This is a genomic window from Pseudomonas atacamensis (genome assembly GCF_017167965.1).
Taxonomy (GTDB): Bacteria; Pseudomonadota; Gammaproteobacteria; order Pseudomonadales; family Pseudomonadaceae; genus Aquipseudomonas; species Aquipseudomonas atacamensis.
On sequence record NZ_CP070503.1, the window covers coordinates 3820865 to 3839831 of the forward strand.

32 protein-coding genes and 1 tRNA gene are annotated in these 18967 nt (G+C 58.4%); 2 read left to right on the top strand and 31 right to left on the bottom strand.

The window, feature by feature from the left end; translation table 11 throughout:
- Window positions 1–13: 13 nt before the first annotated feature.
- The 16 genes from JWU58_RS17290 to JWU58_RS17365 form a co-directional block, all read right to left on the bottom strand.
- Window positions 14–394 carry a phage tail assembly chaperone gene (locus tag JWU58_RS17290; RefSeq protein WP_206420627.1) on the bottom strand — a complete coding sequence of 127 codons (381 nt, stop codon included), beginning with the start codon at window positions 392–394 and terminating at the stop codon, window positions 14–16.
- 2 nt (window positions 395–396) lie between these two features.
- Entirely contained in the window at window positions 397–1068 is a 672-nt protein-coding gene (locus JWU58_RS17295; RefSeq protein WP_206420628.1) for a phage tail protein, read from the bottom strand.
- Between the two features lie 69 nt (window positions 1069–1137).
- Window positions 1138–1557, bottom strand: a complete 420-nt coding sequence (locus JWU58_RS17300) for a phage tail terminator-like protein (RefSeq protein WP_206420629.1) — start codon at window positions 1555–1557, stop codon at window positions 1138–1140.
- On the bottom strand, window positions 1554–2138 hold the full coding sequence (locus JWU58_RS17305; protein WP_206420630.1) for a hypothetical protein: 585 nt from the start codon (window positions 2136–2138) through the stop codon (window positions 1554–1556). The genes JWU58_RS17300 and JWU58_RS17305 overlap by 4 nt, the downstream gene beginning before the upstream one ends.
- A 1-nt stretch (window position 2139) precedes the next feature.
- On the bottom strand, window positions 2140–2532 hold the full coding sequence (locus JWU58_RS17310) for a hypothetical protein (protein WP_206420631.1): 393 nt from the start codon (window positions 2530–2532) through the stop codon (window positions 2140–2142).
- Window positions 2533–2534: 2 nt separating this feature from the next.
- Window positions 2535–2912: a hypothetical protein gene (locus JWU58_RS17315; RefSeq protein ID WP_206420632.1), complete on the bottom strand. Its 378-nt coding sequence runs from the start codon at window positions 2910–2912 to the stop codon at window positions 2535–2537.
- A 10-nt stretch (window positions 2913–2922) separates the two neighbouring features.
- Window positions 2923–3228 (bottom strand): HeH/LEM domain-containing protein, encoded by a 306-nt coding sequence (locus JWU58_RS17320; protein WP_186565540.1) that lies wholly within the window; start codon window positions 3226–3228, stop codon window positions 2923–2925.
- 57 nt (window positions 3229–3285) lie between these two features.
- Complete coding sequence (locus tag JWU58_RS17325; protein WP_056785404.1) at window positions 3286–4263, bottom strand: major capsid protein; 978 nt, start codon at window positions 4261–4263, stop codon at window positions 3286–3288.
- A 3-nt stretch (window positions 4264–4266) separates the two neighbouring features.
- The gene (locus JWU58_RS17330; RefSeq protein WP_186565542.1) at window positions 4267–5004 is read right to left on the bottom strand and encodes a hypothetical protein; all 738 of its coding nucleotides are present in this window, start codon (window positions 5002–5004) and stop codon (window positions 4267–4269) included.
- Between the two features lie 89 nt (window positions 5005–5093).
- Window positions 5094–5690, bottom strand: a complete 597-nt coding sequence (locus JWU58_RS17335) for a hypothetical protein (RefSeq protein ID WP_206420633.1) — start codon at window positions 5688–5690, stop codon at window positions 5094–5096.
- A 3-nt stretch (window positions 5691–5693) separates the two neighbouring features.
- Window positions 5694–6185 carry a DnaT-like ssDNA-binding protein gene (locus JWU58_RS17340; RefSeq protein WP_186565546.1) on the bottom strand — a complete coding sequence of 164 codons (492 nt, stop codon included), beginning with the start codon at window positions 6183–6185 and terminating at the stop codon, window positions 5694–5696.
- Between the two features lie 8 nt (window positions 6186–6193).
- Window positions 6194–7306 carry a minor capsid protein gene (locus JWU58_RS17345; protein ID WP_206420634.1) on the bottom strand — a complete coding sequence of 371 codons (1113 nt, stop codon included), beginning with the start codon at window positions 7304–7306 and terminating at the stop codon, window positions 6194–6196.
- Complete coding sequence (locus JWU58_RS17350; protein ID WP_206420635.1) at window positions 7224–8684, bottom strand: DUF4055 domain-containing protein; 1461 nt, start codon at window positions 8682–8684, stop codon at window positions 7224–7226. The genes JWU58_RS17345 and JWU58_RS17350 overlap by 83 nt, the downstream gene beginning before the upstream one ends.
- A complete protein-coding gene (locus tag JWU58_RS17355) occupies window positions 8684–10003 on the bottom strand; it encodes a phage terminase large subunit family protein (protein WP_038861476.1) in 1320 nt (439 codons plus the stop codon). The genes JWU58_RS17350 and JWU58_RS17355 overlap by 1 nt, the downstream gene beginning before the upstream one ends.
- Window positions 9978–10454 (bottom strand): DUF2280 domain-containing protein, encoded by a 477-nt coding sequence (locus tag JWU58_RS17360; RefSeq protein ID WP_206420636.1) that lies wholly within the window; start codon window positions 10452–10454, stop codon window positions 9978–9980. Before JWU58_RS17360 ends, JWU58_RS17355 begins: the two co-directional genes overlap by 26 nt.
- A 30-nt stretch (window positions 10455–10484) precedes the next feature.
- Window positions 10485–11108, bottom strand: coding sequence for a putative metallopeptidase (locus tag JWU58_RS17365; protein WP_206420637.1), 624 nt, complete (start codon window positions 11106–11108; stop codon window positions 10485–10487).
- Between the two features lie 87 nt (window positions 11109–11195).
- Between JWU58_RS17365 and JWU58_RS17370 the strand changes: the two genes are divergently transcribed.
- The gene (locus JWU58_RS17370) at window positions 11196–11585 is read left to right on the top strand and encodes a DUF1413 domain-containing protein (RefSeq protein WP_150741472.1); all 390 of its coding nucleotides are present in this window, start codon (window positions 11196–11198) and stop codon (window positions 11583–11585) included.
- A gap of 40 nt (window positions 11586–11625) precedes the next feature.
- Here JWU58_RS17370 and JWU58_RS17375 read toward each other — a convergent pair whose 3' ends face one another.
- The 6 genes from JWU58_RS17375 to JWU58_RS17400 all read right to left on the bottom strand — a co-directional run bounded on the left by JWU58_RS17375 (window position 11626) and on the right by JWU58_RS17400 (window position 13361).
- Window positions 11626–11880 carry a hypothetical protein gene (locus tag JWU58_RS17375; protein WP_150650888.1) on the bottom strand — a complete coding sequence of 85 codons (255 nt, stop codon included), beginning with the start codon at window positions 11878–11880 and terminating at the stop codon, window positions 11626–11628.
- On the bottom strand, window positions 11877–12065 hold the full coding sequence (locus tag JWU58_RS17380) for a hypothetical protein (RefSeq protein ID WP_206420638.1): 189 nt from the start codon (window positions 12063–12065) through the stop codon (window positions 11877–11879). The genes JWU58_RS17375 and JWU58_RS17380 overlap by 4 nt, the downstream gene beginning before the upstream one ends.
- Window positions 12062–12253: a hypothetical protein gene (locus JWU58_RS17385; RefSeq protein ID WP_206420639.1), complete on the bottom strand. Its 192-nt coding sequence runs from the start codon at window positions 12251–12253 to the stop codon at window positions 12062–12064. Before JWU58_RS17385 ends, JWU58_RS17380 begins: the two co-directional genes overlap by 4 nt.
- A 256-nt stretch (window positions 12254–12509) precedes the next feature.
- On the bottom strand, window positions 12510–12692 hold the full coding sequence (locus tag JWU58_RS17390) for a hypothetical protein (RefSeq protein WP_047297581.1): 183 nt from the start codon (window positions 12690–12692) through the stop codon (window positions 12510–12512).
- Window positions 12652–13038, bottom strand: coding sequence for a hypothetical protein (locus JWU58_RS17395; protein ID WP_206420640.1), 387 nt, complete (start codon window positions 13036–13038; stop codon window positions 12652–12654). The genes JWU58_RS17390 and JWU58_RS17395 overlap by 41 nt, the downstream gene beginning before the upstream one ends.
- Window positions 13035–13361, bottom strand: a complete 327-nt coding sequence (locus JWU58_RS17400; protein ID WP_206420641.1) for a phage holin, lambda family — start codon at window positions 13359–13361, stop codon at window positions 13035–13037. Before JWU58_RS17400 ends, JWU58_RS17395 begins: the two co-directional genes overlap by 4 nt.
- Before the next feature lie 243 nt (window positions 13362–13604).
- Here JWU58_RS17400 and JWU58_RS17405 point away from each other — a divergent pair, with 243 nt between their 5' ends.
- A complete protein-coding gene (locus JWU58_RS17405; protein WP_206420642.1) occupies window positions 13605–13856 on the top strand; it encodes a hypothetical protein in 252 nt (83 codons plus the stop codon).
- Between the two features lie 70 nt (window positions 13857–13926).
- Here the strand turns inward: JWU58_RS17405 and JWU58_RS17410 are convergent, their stop codons facing one another.
- From JWU58_RS17410 to JWU58_RS17450, 9 genes are all read right to left on the bottom strand, one after another.
- Window positions 13927–14460, bottom strand: coding sequence for a hypothetical protein (locus tag JWU58_RS17410; protein ID WP_206420643.1), 534 nt, complete (start codon window positions 14458–14460; stop codon window positions 13927–13929).
- Between the two features lie 128 nt (window positions 14461–14588).
- Window positions 14589–14664: transfer RNA gene (locus JWU58_RS17415), tRNA-Val, on the bottom strand.
- A 207-nt stretch (window positions 14665–14871) separates the two neighbouring features.
- Window positions 14872–15417, bottom strand: coding sequence for a hypothetical protein (locus tag JWU58_RS17420; RefSeq protein ID WP_206420644.1), 546 nt, complete (start codon window positions 15415–15417; stop codon window positions 14872–14874).
- The gene (locus JWU58_RS17425) at window positions 15414–16064 is read right to left on the bottom strand and encodes a recombination protein NinG (RefSeq protein ID WP_206420645.1); all 651 of its coding nucleotides are present in this window, start codon (window positions 16062–16064) and stop codon (window positions 15414–15416) included. The genes JWU58_RS17420 and JWU58_RS17425 overlap by 4 nt, the downstream gene beginning before the upstream one ends.
- The gene (locus JWU58_RS17430; protein WP_206420646.1) at window positions 16055–16372 is read right to left on the bottom strand and encodes a hypothetical protein; all 318 of its coding nucleotides are present in this window, start codon (window positions 16370–16372) and stop codon (window positions 16055–16057) included. Before JWU58_RS17430 ends, JWU58_RS17425 begins: the two co-directional genes overlap by 10 nt.
- A complete protein-coding gene (locus JWU58_RS17435; RefSeq protein ID WP_206420647.1) occupies window positions 16362–16766 on the bottom strand; it encodes a recombination protein NinB in 405 nt (134 codons plus the stop codon). Before JWU58_RS17435 ends, JWU58_RS17430 begins: the two co-directional genes overlap by 11 nt.
- Complete coding sequence (locus tag JWU58_RS17440) at window positions 16763–17215, bottom strand: hypothetical protein (protein ID WP_206420648.1); 453 nt, start codon at window positions 17213–17215, stop codon at window positions 16763–16765. Before JWU58_RS17440 ends, JWU58_RS17435 begins: the two co-directional genes overlap by 4 nt.
- Window positions 17212–18009 (bottom strand): hypothetical protein, encoded by a 798-nt coding sequence (locus JWU58_RS17445; RefSeq protein ID WP_206420649.1) that lies wholly within the window; start codon window positions 18007–18009, stop codon window positions 17212–17214. The genes JWU58_RS17440 and JWU58_RS17445 overlap by 4 nt, the downstream gene beginning before the upstream one ends.
- Window positions 17996–18967, bottom strand: a complete 972-nt coding sequence (locus JWU58_RS17450; protein ID WP_206420650.1) for an SIR2 family protein — start codon at window positions 18965–18967, stop codon at window positions 17996–17998. The genes JWU58_RS17445 and JWU58_RS17450 overlap by 14 nt, the downstream gene beginning before the upstream one ends.

Sequence of the window (18967 nt, forward strand, 5' to 3'; positions counted from 1 at the left end):
CGGGCGGCGCGAATCAGTTTCCCGTGCGGGCCTTGGCGTAGGCAGCCTGATAAGCATCCACCACGGCCTCGGTCGCGCCGTGGCATGAGGTCACCAGCGCCTTGATGCCCTCATCGTCGAACTTGTCGTCGAACTCCCAGCCAACGACCAGATCCTTGATCTGCTGCACTTGATTTTCGGTGTCGACCGCAACGATCTGCGACATCGTAGGCTTGTCGCCGAACTGGTCGAGGCTTTGCTTTTGTCGCTGATTCCATCCATCGAACAGCGCGGCAAGTTCGATGCGGTCTCGATATTTGAAGGTGAATTCCACCTTCACTGGGTCTTGGCCAACTACCGGGACCATCACCGCACCGGTGAAAGTTGGCGCTTGCGCAATTTTGAACTTCGCCATGATCAGGCCCCGCCGCCAGCAGCAACCGGCGCGCGATACGCGGTGATTTCGGCGTTGATGGTGAAGCCAAAGGAAACGGCCGCACCTTCGTTGCGCACCAGCGTCGGAGTTTTGTTGAAGGATGCATAACCGGCGTAATAGATCGTTTTGCCGTTGGGCAGCGACATACGCAAGATGCGCACTTCCTTCTCTCGATCGGCTTTATCCAATTCTTCATACCAGGCCAGCCTGTCATCGTCAGCCAGCTGGAAAGCGAACGCCTGCGCATTTTTGGTGGTCGGGATCTGCTTGTCACGGCGCGCTTCGAGCGGCGCGTAAGTCCAGTATTGCTGCTCGCCGCCGGACATGGAGTTGCCGATCACCTGGTTGACGGCTACCCAGCCGGTCACTTTCTTGGCGGTACCGCCGCTGATTCCATCAGGAAAGAAAGCCACGTTGGACGTGTCGATGCCTTCCAGTGTGAATGCGCCCGCCGCCGCGTTGGCTACACGCACGGCGCGCTCGTTGATGTCCTCCCAGCCGGAGGTAATCAGAAGGATGTCGCCATTGGCAAAGCCGTTTGCGGCGCTGGTGGCAACACCTGGGTTGGCGTTGCTGATTACCGAAATCAGCTTGGCGGCGGCGAATCCGCTGGAAATCGAAAGCGTCGCCCCGTTGGGGAAGTAAACAGACATGGGTTTTCCTCTTTGCAGAAATGACAAAACCCGCGCAGAGGCGGGTTCAGGATTTGCCCAACGGGCGGGTTATGGCGTTGTGTCAGACCGATATGAGAACGACAGCGGGACGGTGTACGTTGAATCGCCTGTGATGCCTGGGCCGACGTCTACAGGTGTCATGGGCGTAACTACGAAACCATTTTTTTCGTCACGCACATAAAGTGGAAATAACGCGATGATCTCGGCGGCAATGGGGTTGGCTTTTACTTTACCTGTGCCTGCCGGGCAAATAATGCTGACCTGGAACACGCCGGTATACAGCCGGTGGTCTCCGCCGAGCGTGTTGCTGGCCGTGTCGCCCGGGATGGTGAACGCCCGCAGATAGGTCTCGCCTGTCACCGGGGTGTAAGCCATGTTCTCAAAAACGATTTTTAGCTTTTCCAGCCTGGCATTGTTCCAGGCGATCAGCTTTGCCTCGTAGATCGAGGCGATGATGGCGTGACTCATACCTGGTTGTTCCTGATGGCCTCCAACACGATTTGCTGGAAGCGAGCCACGGTTACCCGAACCATGCCGCCGGGGGCCTGGGTCGAATGGCCGAACTCCAGCGGAATCGCATAGGGCAAGTTGTTGATGATGTAGGCCATTTGGCCAGCAGTGAAGTCGCTCATTGCCGCGACCAGCGCGGCCGTGGTTTCGGCGCCGCTCGGGTCTACCTCGTCAAAGGTGACGTTTTCCACTACGCCGAGCGAGATGTGCCAGTTCGCACGGAACCGGCCGCCGACGTAGCCTTCTGGCGCCTTGACGTCCATGCCGTCGTTGAGCTTGCGGCCTTTCTTGAGCCTGCCACCCTTGGTCAGGTTCGCTGGGTCGCTGCGCAGCGCAGTGTTGTGTTCGTCGACAGCCTTGTTGTACTCGGAGGCAACTGCGTTCTGCGCCCAGATCTCCGCGTTGCCCACGGGAGACATGCGGATCAGGCTGCTACCGACCTCGATGATTATCTCGCGCACACTGGCGTCGATGGCTTCGCCGGTCTGAGCGGCGAACTCGGCCAGGCTCAGGGCGAAGCTGCCGGATTGAGCGGCCATGTCATTTCCTCAGTTGCGCCGTCCACGTTGCATCAGCAGGGTCCGCAGACACGTTCATCACCCGCAACCCGTTGACGATATCGCCGATGGCGGGCTCGGCGGGTGCAGCTGTTGGCGAGCCCGCCTCCGAAACGAACAGCTCGTTTTGCAGCACCAGTAGCTTCTTGTCGGTGGTCTGGATGAGAGACCCATCGATTTCCTTGGACAGGTAGCTACCCAAAACGCCGCGCCCCATGTAAGTGATGGTGGTCTCCGACGTCTCGCCACCCAGGTCAGGGTCATACTCGCCCGCAACCTTGCGTATGCCCTCCACTGGCTTTACCGCGTCGGCCAAGCCGTCGGGGTCATCGAACGCCTCAGCCATTTCAGCCTGAATCTCTTCGCGCATACCCATGATCAGATCCTCTTCAGCATCATCACACCGGAACGCTTGATCCAAGGCTCCAGCAGCGCCAGGGCGAAGTTCTCACCCGCCGACTGATCAGTAGATCCGGCCACGTAGGTCTTGCTCACGGACGTGCCGGACTGAGCCGAAACCGTTTTGCTCTGCACTTCCTTCTGCGTGGCCGTGTACAGCTTGCCCGCCGCCGCCTCTTTGGCGATCTGAGCGCCGGCTGTCTTGATCTCGGTAGGAACCGGATCCGGAACAACCCGCTTGATCTTGGCCGTGAGCCAGGCGTTGGCCATGGTCACAGCAAGGACCGGATCACCGGCGCCGGCCCAGCCAGGACCCAGCGAAGCGTCAACATCGGCAACGGTGATGAAGTCGGTCATGTGCTTGTCCTTATTCCGCTGGCACCAGGGCCTGCAGGTCTTCTTTCTTGGCAGTCGGGTCGAAGGTGATGCCCTTCGCCGTCAGCCAGTCTTTCAGCTCGGGGACCTTCATTTTCAGAGGGTCGGTTTCAGCATTTTCAGGCTCCTTGCCGTCCGAAACTTCGATGCCCGCCGCTTCGTATGCATCGTAAATTTCAGGCGCATCACCTTCGATGACCACCTCAGTGGCAGTGCCAATGACACCGAAGAATTCGCTCAACAGGCGGTAGCAAACGCCGCGCTCTTTTCCTGGCTTGTCCGTGTAGATAACTTTCATGAGTCACCCCAATGCAGCCCGGCGCCCTTGCGGGCGCCAGGGTAAATGAAGGCCGGATTACGGCGTGGTGGTACCGCTGATGACGGCGGCGAATGGGACCTGCTTGCGGCTGAACACGCGCTCCCAGTTCGCAGCAGCGGCATACTGGGTCGCGGTCGGGCTGAGGTTCTGAGCCTCGGAGCCTTTCCAGCTGAAGCCCGCAGGCTGGAGGATGTACGTCTTCCGCTCCCACAGCACCTCAGCACCGCCGCCATTACCGCCGCCCGGTTTGCGCTCGATCTCTACCGGCACCTTCGGCGTGCCTTCGCCGTAGCCGAACGCGCCTTGGCCGAAGAACACCGACAGATATTTGCCGGCGCCGTACACCAAGCCGTCGTCCATGAACACTGGCTTACCCAGATAGGTGGCCAGGATGATCTTGCCGTCGGAATCGCGCAGATACTCGATGAGGTCCTGCTTTACCATCTGGTTCATCACCACCGAGTGCACGCCGATCGCGCCGAACTGGTCGGCCGCATCGCCGGCAGTGAAAGCGGCATCCTGAAACGCGTTCGCGCTGATAGCGGCGCCAGCGTCGATGACCATGTCACCGCCGTTGTTGGCAATGTTCGAGGCGATGATGCCGCGCGCTGCACCGAGAGCGTAACGCTGCCACTGGCGAGTCCAGTAGGTGCCGAAGCGGTTACGGATCTGCTGCTGAGGCTCGCTGTTCGCGAGTTCGGCGGTCAGGTCGGCTACGCCATAACCTTTGTTGAGGTATAGGACGCGAGCACGCATGCTGTCCTGAGTGACTTTGCCGACTTCGCCCTGGTCGTTCGGGTCATCGTTGCTGATGTTCGGGGCTTCATCAGCATTGAGATCCTGCCAGTAGCTGATCTCGGCGGTGCCTTGGCTGCCGGAAGCGATAGCGTCCAGGACAGGCGAGCGGGTAACGATGCCCGACTCGTAGACAGCGGTTTTTTCCGGGCTGTTTACCGGCTCCAGCGAGGCATAGTAGTCACCGACGAAGATGTCGGTCAGTTGGGTAGTCGCCATAAATTAGGTTCCTTTGGTGGCCTGGATTTTCTTGAACAGCTCGGGGTTGTCACGGGCGATCGCAGCGCGCTCGGTTTCCGTGTACTCGCCCCATTTTTTCGTGGCCTTGCCACCTTGATCGCCGGTCGGACCGGCACCCTGAGCCCTTGGCCACAGGTGTGTTGCTGTTTCACGCAGCGACTCCGCCCATTCGAGCGGCGACAGCGGGGTTTTCCCGTCCTTTCCGTAAACGACCTCGCCGTCACGGTCGGTGGCAATCGCCTCACCGTCTTCACTGAGTTTGAAAGTGCCCCGGGCGCGCAGGATGATGTCCTCGGCGGCCTCGGGGAGCGCGCCGGCCTTGATGGCAGCCGCGCGGATGGAGTCGGCCAGCACCTTGTCGCTGTACTTGGCCGCGAATTGCTCGGCCTTGTCGGCACGCGCTTTCTCGGCGGCCAGCTTGGTGTCGTAGTCAGTGCGCAGGCGCTCGGTACGGCGTGTAATAACTTCGTCCAGCTTGCCCTCGGCAATCAGCTTGGTTTCCTCGTCCTGACCGACCTTGGTCAGCAGTCCTTTCACGGCTGCGATATCCAAACCTTCGAACTGGGACTTGAAACCGTCCAGCTCAGTTTTGGTGGTCCGGAGCGAGCCAAGCAGCTCGGTGTTTTTGTTCTTGAGGCCCAACGTTGCAGCCTCAACAGCTGCAGCAATGGCGGTCTGAACTGCCGGGTCTTCAAGATCAATGTGGTTATCGTCTGCCACTTGGTGCACCCCTTGGGTTTGGTCGGCCCGCTTTGCAGGCATAAAAAAACCCCGGCATGGCCGAGGTTTGTGTGAATCTGAGACTTTATTCAGTCGCTCAACGTGAGCAGGTTTCGGTGTATCGATCCTGGGAAATCGTGGAGCGTGGTGCTGACAACAAATTTCAAGCCAGCCGTATTACCCCGGCAATGCCTACTGACGTACTCATTTATCTGTCGATCAAAGCCGGGCGGGAGGTGTAGGGAAATACTGTCACCGTAAGTCATCGGGGCCGGCAGAGAATCACTGCCCCACCAAAATTGGCTTACATGAAGATAGCTTTTCGCGTGCGGCGACTGCACGGACAGACTTGTGACCCTCACCGGGCGCTTGCCATCCGACGTAATACCAATCGCGATAAACCACCCACCTTCTCCCGTGTCTGCTATGGCCGAACGAACAGATATTCGGAGGCTTTCAACATCTTCCCTACGCTGCTTGTCTGCCAACCACAATGTTGTGAAGACCGCCGCTAGAGCTCCAAGTCCCGATACCCATCCGCCAAGCATGGAGAGGACTGGAACGGTCTCGGCAATGAACTCGTGGTGATTATTTCCCAGGCCAAATGAGAGTCCCAGCAAAAAGGCCAAACCAATTACGACCGATAAAGCCACGAACCAAAACGTCCAACGTAGCAATTTGAACATCAGCTATTCCTTAGCCACCAAGTGCAAGCCGCGCATTTTAAGGTAATCAGCGAACTGCGTCCTGCTTGGAGCATATGGCGGCGGTCGCATGCGAATACCCGGTGTCTCGCGATTGAGACGAGTTCGTCGCCCGTTTGGCTCTGTGCAATGCGTCGGCTCTTCGATCCGGAAGCCACGCTCAGCGGCGTACAACTCAACTGCCAACCGCACCTGACCCCATTCAAGCTCAAAGGGCACGAACGTCTCGGACAGTGTCTGGTATTCAATCTTGCAGTCACGCCGTGGCCAGGCCATTGCCTGATTAGGATTGGCCTTTCGACCCTTCCACTGTCGACCGTTGATGTCAGCCGCGGCGCGCAGCAGCAGTTCGACCTGCTCGACCTCTGCTTCAGGTATCCGGAACCCGTAGTAGTCGCGGTAAAAGGTCAGCTTCTCCAGCGGCACGAAGCTATTTGCGTCCGGTCTGCCCTTTCCGTCTTCAACAATGATATGCATCGGCTTTCTCAACCCGGTGAAGCGCCGAGTGTAACGCCTGCACGGATGAACATGTCCGGCTCAGCTGCTTTCAGTTGCGCCAGCGTCAGCGGCTTGAACGACTTGTCGAGCTGAAGCTTGGCGAACTTCTCCGGAGTCAATCCTCCATCACGGAACAACTTGGCCCGCACCGGGCCGAGCGCATGATCTTGGAAACTCGCCGGCTGCGTTGCCAGCCACTCGTAATAGTTCAGGCTGGCATCGACCTGCGCCCCGCCATTGTCGCCCACCGAAGCACGCGTGGAGTCCTTGGCGAACATCTCGGAAAGACGGGTTGTCGGTACGGTGGTTGACCGGCAGTTGATATGCGCCGGCGGCAGCGGCCCTTTGCCCAAGTCGAAACGCATGCCATCCAGTCCCTTGCACTGCTGCGACGTCTTGCGGTCGAGCGTCGATACCCAGCGATAACCCAGCACCACGTCGCTGTTGGCTTTCAGTGTCTCCATTCGCGACGTCGTGGCCACGTGCTGGATTGCCGTCTGCACCACGGCAGCAGCATTGCGATTGCTCACCGCGAGAACGCCGTCCGTGAAGTTCTGTGCCGCAGTGCCGCGAATCGCCTGAATGATCTGGGCGTTCGTTTGACCCTGGCCGAAACCAAGCCTGATGGTGTTCGTCACGCGCATCGTCTCCGTGCGCGCCCAGCCACTGACGAAACTCTTCAGCAACTTGCCGCCGTCGATGCCTTTCACCTGTAGAGGATAGGAAAACACCGCCGCGCGGATCACTGTGTTGCTCGGCACCACCGCATCGATGGACAGCGCATTGCTCAGGCTGTTGGCCTCAAAGGTCGACTCGTACAGAGCGATATCAACCAGATCGGCCTGCACTAGGTCGCCGTAGACCTTGTAGATCTCCAGCAGCTTACCGTCCACACGAGCCAGGAACTGCTCAAGGCGGTCCCTGCTGTAGGTCGTCAGCTCCTTGCGGGTCAACTGCACCCGCACAAGCGTGTCGATCTGGCGAAGGTACTTCTCGAACTTCTTGACCTCGCCGGCTTTAAGCCGCTCCAGCATTACCGAGTGGCGCGTCGTCTGCTCCAGCAGTTGGCTGTCCGCCTGCGCTAGGTTTGTCGATGGCATCGTCTTTATCCAGGTTGATGCCGGCCGACTCGCGCTCATCGCTGATCAGATCGGCTTCGTCTTCATATGGGCGATCCGGCAGTTTGGCGGTGGTGAGGTACTGCCAGTAAGTATCGGCGCTGATCGTGCCAGCCATCACGCCTTTGAGAAGCTCAGCAAGCACCTGAGCATCGACCGCAGGGGTCACAAACTCAGGGCTCACCTTGAACTTGACCTGTTTGGGGTCGTAGCCCTTCCACTCAGCCGCGTACCGCAGACCCTGCTCCACTGCCTCTGCCACCGTGACGACAATGCTGTGCAACGTGGCGTGCTGATCGTTCTGACGTGTTTTACGCGCCTCACCCGACTCGGTACCGCCGACATCCATGACCTTGGCGCCGGCTTCAAGCGCGGCGTTCTTCTGGTCATCCATGGCCTTGCGGACGGCCTCAATGCCGGCGCCCTGAAACTCCAGGTAGCCACATTGGCCGGCTGGACCGAGATCCCATGCCGCAGATGGCCCCGTCACGCTCAGCTCTACAGAATCGTCAAGGCCCGACACCCATGGTTGCGGGTGACTGGTCTGATGTAGTGCGGTGAAGTAGTCAGCGCTCAGCTGGTAGGACTTCAGCGCCGCGCGCGCCATTGTGAGCAGCGGCACCTCGTCCACTTCCGGCGAGTTGTCGGTCGAGCCGCAATAGATCACCGGTAGGTAGGACAGGCCTTTGACCAGTCGGTTGTCGGTGCCAGTGGTGCCCAAGGGTTTCTCCTCCTCGACGATCTGGCCACCTTCGTTCCGCACAGCGGTGTAACAGGTCTCGCCTTGCATGAAGAACTCACGGAACACCGTGTCACAGTCATGGCTGTAGCGATCGCCGCCCTTCTTGCGGAATTCCCGGAAAACCGAGAGCACGAGATCTTGCCGACCACCCTGATCAGCAGTGTCCCAGTTGATCGCGTTGCGCGTGGCGTATGTCGAGAAGTACGGTTCGCCGCGGTCATCGATGTTCACCACCAGCGGCACGCGGCCGTGTGAAATGGCTTGGCGCACCATGCGGAAGAACAACTGCTTCAGGCCGAAGCCGTCAGAGGTGGCATTGTCCTCAAGCCCCTTCAGGCCGGCGGGCAGCTCAATCTCCGGCATCAGCCGGGAAACCAGCCCCATCATCGATCGCAGTGAGTCTCGCACCCAATGCTCGTACTGAGCCCGGTTCGTGTAGTTCTCGTAGAGGTACTTGTTGCCCGCACCGTCGAGCTTCTCAGCTTCGACCATGCCGCTCGGCTTGGGCAGGTTGCGCTCGTTGCGCTTCACGGCGCACTCACCCTCGAGCGCGTCGTCCATCATTTCCCACTCGGCGATGTGCGCGTCGTAGTCGGGGTTTGTCGATTGCACTGGCATCAGGCCAAGCCTCCAATTCGGCGTGTTCCGCCTGTGCGTGTTTTGATCGGGTACCGCTTGGCAATGAAGTAGCCAGGGGCATCCACCAGGTGGTCATAACCGGCCTTCTTGTCGGGCTCGCCCTTGTCCGTGTAAATCTGGCGCTCCAGGCACTGCGTGTATTTCGGACACTGGTCGACGTTGACCAGATATCGATGCTCGCCGTAGGTATTGGCGAACATCGCGCACATCGCGTTGACCCGATCCTTCACAGCGGGGTTGGTCGAATCCACCACTACGGTAAATCCCGCTTTTTTTAGCAGTGATAGGTCAGATTCGCTCGCGCTCTTACTGCTCGTGTTCTGGCCGCTAGCGTCCGGGTAGATCGCAATGCTGTGGTCAGGAAAGCGGAGCTTGATCTTCTCGATCATCTCGGGCGTGTCCCGCACATCTGAAAACTCGCTGAGCGCAAGTGGCAGGTCATCGCGAATGACGTGCACGACTGCCGCCATCTTCATGACGTTGAAGTCCATGCCGATGTGCAAGGCCTCGCCGCGCTTGATCGTTTCGCTGGTTCGATTTGCTTCACGATTGAACGTGTAATAAACGACACCCGCGTAGTTCTCAAAGCTGGCCTCGTATTCCTGCCGAAAGGTTCGAGGGTCCATCTTGCGACGGGCCGCATCCAGCTCCTCAGCCGGCACGTTACCGCCATCGAGCGAGGTGTAGAGCCAGCTCTTGTGATCAGGCTCATGCCCCGGCCGGCCGTCTTGAAACGTGTCGTAGCAGTGATTGAATCCCTTGGGCGTACCGATGCGCAGCGCGTGACCGCCCTTCCGCATGCCGATGCCCGGTATCGAGTATTGGCACGTCGAAAGCATCGGCCGCAAAACCTCTTCCCAAGCCTCCCATGGACAGTCTGCCCATTCATCCACCAGGACGAAGAACAGACCGGAGCCGCGCAAGTTGTCGTAGTTGTCGAGCCCTACCACGCGCATGACGTGGCCAGACTTGAGCGTGATCGAGCATTCCGTTTCGTTCGGACGGTGTGCACGCCACGCTTCAGGGATTGCCTGCTTCAGCCGACGCCAGAACACGCGCTTGGCCTGCTTGAAGGTCGGCGCGCCGTACCAGATCTCGTCCTCGACGCTCACGCCCCACTCAGCTGCCAGCCGAGCAGCTCTGCGCATCTCAGCTTTGCCCAAGAACGTCTTGCCGAACCGGCGACCACACACCGCATCGCGAAAGCGCGCCTGAGGCTGGAAGCCCCAGCAGTAAATGTTCGCCTGCTTCGGCGTCAGCTTTACCGGCGGGTCATAGGTACGGGGTAGCGGGGACATTCTCATCAGGCTCCAGGGTGTACTCAGCAATTGCGTGCTGCTGGTCCGCTTGGGAGCCCAGAGTTTTTTCGGGTTCAAGGCGGCGATTCACGTAAACGTCGCCCACTTCTTTGGCTGCCTGCTCCAGCAACTGGGCAGTCAGCGCCATGTTCTTCATGTTCTCGGCCTTTTCGGCCATGCGCCCCAAGGTGCGAAGTCGATACGCTCGGTTGGCGATCGGGATCTCTGCCGTCTCTTCGCGAAACCTCTTGCGGGTGTCGTTGAACAGCGTCTGCCACTTCACGTGCAGGTTGCGTCCAACGTACTTGGTTGGGTCGTATGCCTCGCACTGCTGGCGGGTAACTTCGAGCCCGAATCTTTCTTTGACGGACGCCACCACTTGCGATGGCGTGTCAAAGCAGGCGAGAGCCTGTACGACAAAGGCTTTCACCTCGTCTCTGAGTGCGGCCATAAGTGGGCATCCGTCAAAGTACTGTCAAAGTCAGGCCGACTTGAGCAGACAGGTTCCGCAGGCCCTCGATATGTTCAATTTCCCCACCTCAGCAGGATTGTTTGCAGCGTCCACCAGTTCTTGCACTTGAGGGCTCGCCCCATAGCGGCGCACCACACCGACAAACTCTTCAACGTCGTGTCCGCGCATTTCAAGCTTGGGCAATCCTTCCTGGGTGAACTTGGGGGCGCCGCACTGATCGGTCGCTTGGGCAATGTGGTAGAGCTCATGCTCAACCAGTGCGCAGAAGTCAGCGTCGGAGCACTGAGCGCAGTAATCGGCAGCCAGGGTGATGATGTAGGCCGGCACGTCGCCGAACCAATCCAGCATCTGCTGTTCCATCCGGGCCTTCTGCCAGCCACCGGCGCGGAACGCTACCTGCTCGGCCTGACCTACTACCGTGCGACCTTTCTTCGTGAAAGCAGCAGATGCCCACATCACACGAATGTCCGCATAGATCAGATGGGCGTGGTCTTCGTTGTGGATGCTGCCGGTGTCAGCGAGGATTTCGGTTTGGAGCCACTCCCACACTTCGGGCGCGGGCATAAGGCGGATACCGCAGTTGGAAAGATCTGAGAGCTCAAGTAATGACTCGGGAGGGCTTGGCCTGATCATGTCTCACCAAAAATTCTTTTGACATAAGAACACCGTTCTTATATATTTCTTTCAGTTCTTAAACCTCATCCCCGGCAGAGAATCGATATGACCCAAGTAATCCTCGACATCCCAGAAGAGCTTTTTTCCACGATCAGCAATAAGGCCCAGATTGCTGGTAAGAAATTTGAGGAGATCGCTCTCTCCCTCCTTTCCCTTGGTGCAAGCTCCCTTTCCGCCGATGCTGAAGATGTCGCGAAGGGCGAAATCTTGCTCGCAGCAATCGTTGCGCGGGCGAAGAAGCAGACCGTCAATATCGAGTTCACCACCCGTGACCTTGCCGAACCTGCCGAATGGCTGCGGGTATCTCCCGCAACACGTAAATCTATAGGTCGGAGCTTTAGCAAAAACGTTCGCGAGGGGTTTGTTGGCGACGTGGTGTTCACTAAGCGCAAGACACCTCAGAACAAGAACATCTATATCCGCCGCGAAGTATAAGAATAGGCGTTTGCCTGTGCCGCACTCACAAGCGGCACACCTACCCTTCCCCGCCATCCAGCAGCACATCAATCAGCTTCTGCTCGCCCAAGCGCATAGCGCCCAGACATTGCAGGTCGTCGCACTTGGGGCCGAGCCCGAACACCGTCACCTGCCCTTTCGGGCCGATCAGGGTCAAGGCGCCTACAGTGCATTCCGGATGCACACCGGCATCGAGATCATCTGCGATCTTGCGCAGCGTCTTTGCGGCATCGCGCCATCCCTCGCGCTTGAAGTCGATCAGCTTGGCGGTCATGCGCTCACCTTCTGCAGCCATTCTTCAATGATGCGCTGCACTACCGCCTCGGTGAGGATGGCGGATGGTTGCTTGCCGTCGATCACTGACTGGATCAGTGCGCGCGGGATGACATGGGCGCCGTCACTGGCCACTACCATCAGGTGCGGGCGCTGGTCGGCGATGTCATGGATTTGCGCGGTCATGCCTTCACCATTTCATGCGTCTGCGCGTGGGCATGCCCGTGGAGGATTGCCACCACCAGACCTTGAGGCAAGCCGGCAGCTTTGGCCGCATCGATTGCTTTGGCGATGGCAGCATCCAGTTCAGTCACAGCCCTGTTGATGTCTGCGCTCAATGGCAACGCATGACGCAGTCTGGTGACGTTGGTCATGCTTTGCTCCGGAAAGTTGTGAGCTCAAACTCGAACGGCCCCACATACAAGCGTTGCACCCAAGGGGATGGCCGAACGTAATACAGATGCCAGTTCTTTGGCCGTATCGCAGTGAGGAACCACCCGCGCCATGTTACCCAAGATATGAAGAAGCCGTTGCCTCTGTATGGATCAACGAATCGCCCTCGCTTGCTCAGTCGCATGCTCGCCTCCGGTGTCGCGACACAATTTGCACTCTCGCGAAACGTGTCGCGACCTACTTGCTCTGACTGCGCTTGATCTGCGCGTCCACCTGGTCTGCGCAGGTGTCGAGCAGGTTGATGGCTTGGTTCTTCAGCTCCCACAGCTGACCGTTGTCGGCGAGGTCTTCATCCGCTACCCGCTCGCAGGGCACCAGTTCAGGGGGCTCTACTCTTACCGCCGCCGTCTTTGTTACCACCGGTGGCTTTCCCGCGCAGGCCGTCAGGCAGAGGCTGAGCAGCCCAATCACGAACAGGCTTGCTGTTGCGCTTGAGTTCTTCAAAGTTCTTCTCCGCCTTTCTGGCTTTGGCCTGACTGGCCTGTAACCGCTTGTTCAAGTCTTTCTGGTAATCGGCGTTGCGCTGTGCTTCGGCGCGTAGCGTGGTGATCGTGGCCTGGCTTTCGAGGTTGGCGGCGAGAGCCTCATTCTTGCTCTTGGTCTCGACCTGCACCTCACCACGCAGGGCGATGACGCGGTACTGCTGAATGCCAACCAGCAAGATGCCAACCAGGGCGATGATGACCGCTGTAGCTATCGCTTTCATGCTGAGTCCGCCTTGCGTCCGAGGAACTTGATGATCAGCTCCCGAATCGCGGTGACACCGATGAAACCGATAGTGCCGCCGGCCGCAACCGAAAGACTTGATGGCCAGGCCATCCACTCAATGACGCTACTGGCAGAAAGGCTCAACGATCCGCAGATCATCGCCTCAAGAATCACGCGCCACTTGTTGGCCTCTTTGCCTTCGTAAAGAACGCGCAATAGCGAGACCGTGGACGCCATGATTGCACCCTGCCAAAGCGGGGTACTGAGGACGAGCCAGACCTGCGCCCAGAAGTCAGGATTTTTCTCAGGCATCTTGGGCATCCGACTGTCCTCCCCCTCGGGGAGTGAATAAATCCGGCGTCCGCTGCACTCCCAGCTCGGGGCAATGGGTGTGGGGAGCCGAAAACGAAAAAGCCCCGATCAATGTCGGAACGTAGTGAATATTGAAAATGAAGAAACGTGATGTATGCGAATTGTAAATTCAGGTTGCTTTCATCCCTGCTTATCCCTATATCGGTTAAAGAGAGATGGCACCATGCCAGCTCCCTCAGATAGAGATACTTCATGAAAGTTAATTGCTACCCCGCCTTTGATGAGAAAGGCAACAGAACCCTGCTGGCAGTTGCAGAAGGATTCAAATTCTCAGATCTTCCCCAGTGGTTGCAAGACCGCAACAAAGACATACCGGCTCAAGAAAGCGACATTAATATCGATGATTACTCGTGCCGCTGGTGGCTGTCTAAGCCTGTAGCCGACAACTTGCGCACCCAGGGCTGGGACGCTTCTGTATGGGTTTGGGGTCCAGATAAACGCTAAACAAAAAAGCCCGGCGTGATGGCCGGGCTTTTCTAGCAAATTCGATCATTGAATCTAACCGTCATAAAAATTACGTTGCCTTGTCTGAAGCCTCAGCCGCGAAGCATGAATTTCTCAAGCCGTGCCCGATCGCAAAAATTTTTGCGTGATCTGAAACAGGTAACTTCATTGCATCATCAGACGCCGCTTGAACCATCTTCGCAATGCTGACCTTTTGAGCGGTGAACTCTGCAGTACCTAAGGGACCCTTTTCCGCGGTACCGAGGACAGTACTCGCGACCCCCGCAAGACCCGACGCAATGCCTCCGGCGACTCCGCCTGTTCCGGCGGCCGCAAGCATCGCGCCGGTCACGCCCAAAACTCCACCCGCGCTACCTATACTTAATTTGGCTTCTTCGGCGTTTTTTGAGCGTGCTTCGTAATTATTGTGAATCTTCCTACAGTACTCACTCGCCTCATCCAGATCTGCCCAAGCAGCGAGATATTGCGGCTCGCTTGTGGCCACCGCTCTGTAATTAGCAAGGGTCGGAAAAGAAGGGGTCGTAACTCCGTGACATCCTGCGATGGAAACAGATGCTAATGCAATCGCTGCCAACTCCTTCATGTGCGTCCCTCCCAAGAACCCCAAACGGGGCAATGGAGATATTAGTGACGTCTTAACATTTTGCTAGGCAATGAAGCTCGACGAGCGGGCGTAAAAAAGCCCCGCACAGTGGCGGGGCCTTAAAAATTCATCCCAGGCAGGATTTGAACCTGCACCTGACCCTTAGTTAGAGAGCCGCTCTATCCAGTTAAGCTACTAGGGGATAAATACCAGAAAGGCTGGTTACCCTAGGCTTCAGGGTTCCCCCTTCGACTTGCTTCTAGATTTGCAAAAACGAGAAAAAAAAGCAATAGGCCATCATAAAAAAAGCCCAACTCAGTAGTTAGGCTTCACGTGTCAATCCCTAACGCGCAAGATCGACAGGATGGGTAAATATTCTCTCACTTTCTCACTCATTGCAATGGCTTTTTGCTACGCCGCGCAAGTTTCGATCAACCCCTCAGAATCGAGCAGTTCCTGCGCTGCTGTCAGTGCCTCGTTGACTTGGTCATCGAGCGATTTACGGATTGATGATCGCCACCGGTACCGAGTCGACTCAGGCTTGCCGTCGTTGTCCCAATTGGTGATGTCGTACCAGGCCGCAGGCAACACCGTGGAGGAGCGCCTCCCCTCGGTGCCGCCAACTTGCGGAATTGCCCAGGTCAGCACTGCGCACTCACGGAATCGTTGCGGCGCCGGAGATTTGACCGAGTTCAACAGCTCGAGGATCGCGCTGTGCTTACGCTCTTCGTGCGTCGAATATTTCGCTACCAGTGCGCGCCAATGGGCCGGCGTGAGCGACTTGTGCAGACGGCCGAACACCCAGCAGTCTTGGAGCAGCGCGGCTTCTTTGCCAGCGATCTCCCCTTTCTGCTTGGCGCACTGCACCTTGGGCTCAAAGTCGCAGCCCCCTGCAGAGCTGATCGTCTCGGCGGCCAGCGCGCGGACTACGGCGGAAATCACGTTGCGATAGGTCATGCTGCAGCCCTCTTCAGTTCGCGGGTCTTGGCCCGGTAGTCGGCGGTGATCGCCTTGAGTTCTTCTACGGTGTGCTTGCGCGGTTCGTGGTCTACTTCGAGCGCTTCAACAGCCTCCAGACCGATGCGGGCAATCAAACCGGTGCGGAATCCTTGCGAAACCGTCTGGCCCTTTCTGGCGTACTTGGATGACCCGGCATTGCAGCTCTTACACTGCAACCAGATGTTGTTCGGCACCAGCCTCAGCTCGGGCCGTGCGCCCTTGCCAAGGAAGTGGCCGGCATCGAACGCACCTCCAGTCTTCCAGCCCTGCGCCGCCAGAATCGATTCCTGCGATTCCCCACAGCTCATGCAACCGCTGCCGATGCTCAGCTCATAGGTTCTCCGGTAGTCGCGTATCGCCTTCTCGGCATCCTTGAGATGATCGCCGCGACTTTTCAGGGCCTCTTTGCGGATCTTGATCTCGCGGCGACCGAGCTGGGCGATGGCCTTACTGGCTCTCTCGCTGTTCGCCGGCGCCATGGCCAGCGCACACTTCGGACTGCACACTGCCTGCCCCAAGCGCTGCGGCGGGAAGCTGATGCCGCACGCTGGGTTCTTGCACTTCTTCGGCTTCGGCGCCTTCTTCTCCTTGGGGGCTACGCGCATGGTTCAGCCTCCTTGGCTTTCTGCTGCTCGGGGGTGAAGTCGCCGCGCAGAGGCATCAGGTGCGAAGGCATCGCAAGACAGGCGCCTTGTGTGTTCTCGATTCCGGATATGAGGCCATCCCCAATTACAAGCCAGCAAACGAAGCCAGAGACATTGGCTACTGGTCGCCCGTCTTCTGGGTCCAACCAGACGCTTACTGCTGAGGGCGACAGCAGTTCGACAAGCTCACATGTCTTTCCGATGTTTTCCGGGTAACTACGCGCCCCAACGATCAACGCTGAGTCGCCCGGCTTGAAGTTATTGGTCATAGCGGCCATCCCAGTGATCAGTAGCGCTCCACTTCACCTCATGCTCGGCGCCGAAGGCATGCATCAGCTCGAACAGATCGCTGAACCACTTCTGCGACTGCTTGCGGGTCGATACAGCCATCACTACGAAGCCACCGTCGAGGCCTGGCTCCGCGCGCTGCTTCTCCAGCGAGGCACTGAAAATGCACTTCCAGTCTTCGCTGGTCAGCTTCTTGCCGTGCCAGATGACCTGCTCGGATACGTCCTTGAGCATGGCCCACATCTTGCGGTTGCAGACGTCGGGGCGTTTCTCGTCCTTGATGACCACGATCTTGGGTTTGGTGAAGTCGGTTGCGTGCAAAACGCCCATGAGGCGGCTGATATCGCGCTGGCTGCGGATTGCGAACTCGTTCATGGCTGCTCCGCCTTGGCCATGGCGCCGTCCACAAGTGCGTCGAGGTCTTCGCCGATCATCCCGGTAGCGTGCGGGCCGATCCATTCGACGACTTCGATGTAGCCGCTGCGCCCAAACTGAAGCCACCTGTACCGCTCCGCGTCTTTGCGCAGCGCGGTCAGCTCTTCGGCAAAAGCCGGCCCCTTCAGCTGACCCAGTTCTTTCTGCAAGCCTTCCTTCTCGGAACTGTGGCAATTCCGTTCGGCTTGGATGCTCAGCTGCCAAGTTTCGATATCCGAGCGAAGGGCCTTATTTTCTTCGAGCAGCTCCAGGGCCGCCTCCTCCACGGTCTTCTCCCCGAGGAATTCCTGCAGCGCCTCGGTGTTGCGCTTCCAGTCTGCGCAGTCGGCACGGTACGACGCGGCTTCTGCCCACAGCAGCTTCTGGAGTTTTTGTTTGTCCATGCTCATTGAGCCGCACTCCTTGCTTCCAATTGTTCGGCCTGCTGAACGAGCAGCGCCCGGCGATCTGCCAGCTCGTTGGCTGCCTGAATTCGCAGTTCTGTTTTTTCCTCGGCCGATGCCTGGCGCATAGCGAGCATCGAATCCTTAACCGCGGCGAGCCTCTCGCGCAGCTTTGGTGAAGGCCGCACAACCTCACCGGTGAGCAGCGCAACGACGGCACGACCGTCTTCAGTGACCGGCGTGACACTCAAGTCAGCCAGGTACTGCTGAGCTCGCTCCTGTGGGATCCGCTGCATCTGCACAGCCTTGGTGATCGCCTGAGTGCGACGACTGGCGTCGAAGCCGACGGACACATGCCAGTTGACGTGTTTGTTGTCCTCGCGCGCCTGGCCGACCAGGCGCTCGTAGGCGCTGTTGAACGCCATGCGCGCACCGACCTTGTCGCCGGCGTCGAGGACAGGTTTTGCAGCTGCTAGGGCGAGCTGAATCTCGTCGGTCAGCACTACGGTTTCAAACTCGTCATTCGTGGTCATGGCGATCGCCCATGCTTCGTCCTTGCCCGGTCGGCCGTCAGCGGACTGCACTCGCTGGAGAATGTCAGCCATTGCCAACTTGCCCTTCACCTCAAAGCGGCAAGCCTTCAGTGCGGATTTCACGACCGGCACCGGGTAAGCGCAGAGGTCTTCGGCCATGATCGCCGCAGTGCCTGGGTTCATTTCCTGACCCATGGCCTCGGCGGTGGCGCAGATCGCAGCAGCGAGCCCGGCAACCTGCTGGTCATTCATTTCAAAGGTACTCATTGCGCTCCCCTGCTTGGCGCTTGGCCAAGACCATTTGCGCGGCCTGCTCGGCGGCGGAGACGTTCGCTTCGGTACGTTCCATCTGGCGGGCAGTCGTGCCGTTGATGCGCTGCCCCGTCACCCACTGGGTGTGGTAGCTCTCGGCGTTGGCCAGCAGCTCGTTGAGGCTGTGGCACTTGCGGAGCACAGCGGCATCGCTGGTTTTCAGGAAGTGGGCGGCGACGTGGTGGGCGACATCGGCGCCGAGGCGGTCGACCAGTTGGCCGAGCTGGCCACCGACCTTGGCGTTCCATACCGGCCAGGTGCTGTAGCGCTTGCGGTAGGCCATGGCGTAATTCGCCCACACCTTGTAGGTTTTGCAGGACTGGTCTTTTGGGCCTGGCATGTCAGCGGGAATCTCAACCCGTGGCGCATCGGTGCGATCGACCACGAGAACCAGATTGCGGGCCGGCTTGTCCGGGCTGCCTTGCAAGTCCTGACTGGTATCCTGATTGGTACCCTGATGATTGGTATCCTGATTTGTCGGAGATTTTTCCGACCCTTGTTCGGATTTTTCTCCGACCTTGCTCGGATTTTTTTCCGAGGTAGATCGGATTTTTTTCCGACCTTCGTTCTTTGGTGGGGTCGGATATTTTTCCGACCCATCCAGTTTCTGATTCCACTCGATCGCCTTCTCGGTCAGACGAAACAGGGTGATGTTCGAAGTGCTGGAAAGCTCAATCAGACCGGCCTCTTCCAGGGCCTTCAGCATGCGATAAGCAGTGTCCGGCTTGTCGGTGAGCAGCGGCAGCTCCTCAATGATCTTGGCCTTGCTCAGCGCGAAGAAGATCCCGTCGTCAGTCTTGATTGGCTTGGTCCAGCTCGGGCAGCCGTAGACGAAGGCGAACAGCAGGGCCTGCTGAGAATTCAGCCCCCACTCCAACGCCTTCACCTGATTGATCGTGACGGTGAATTGCAT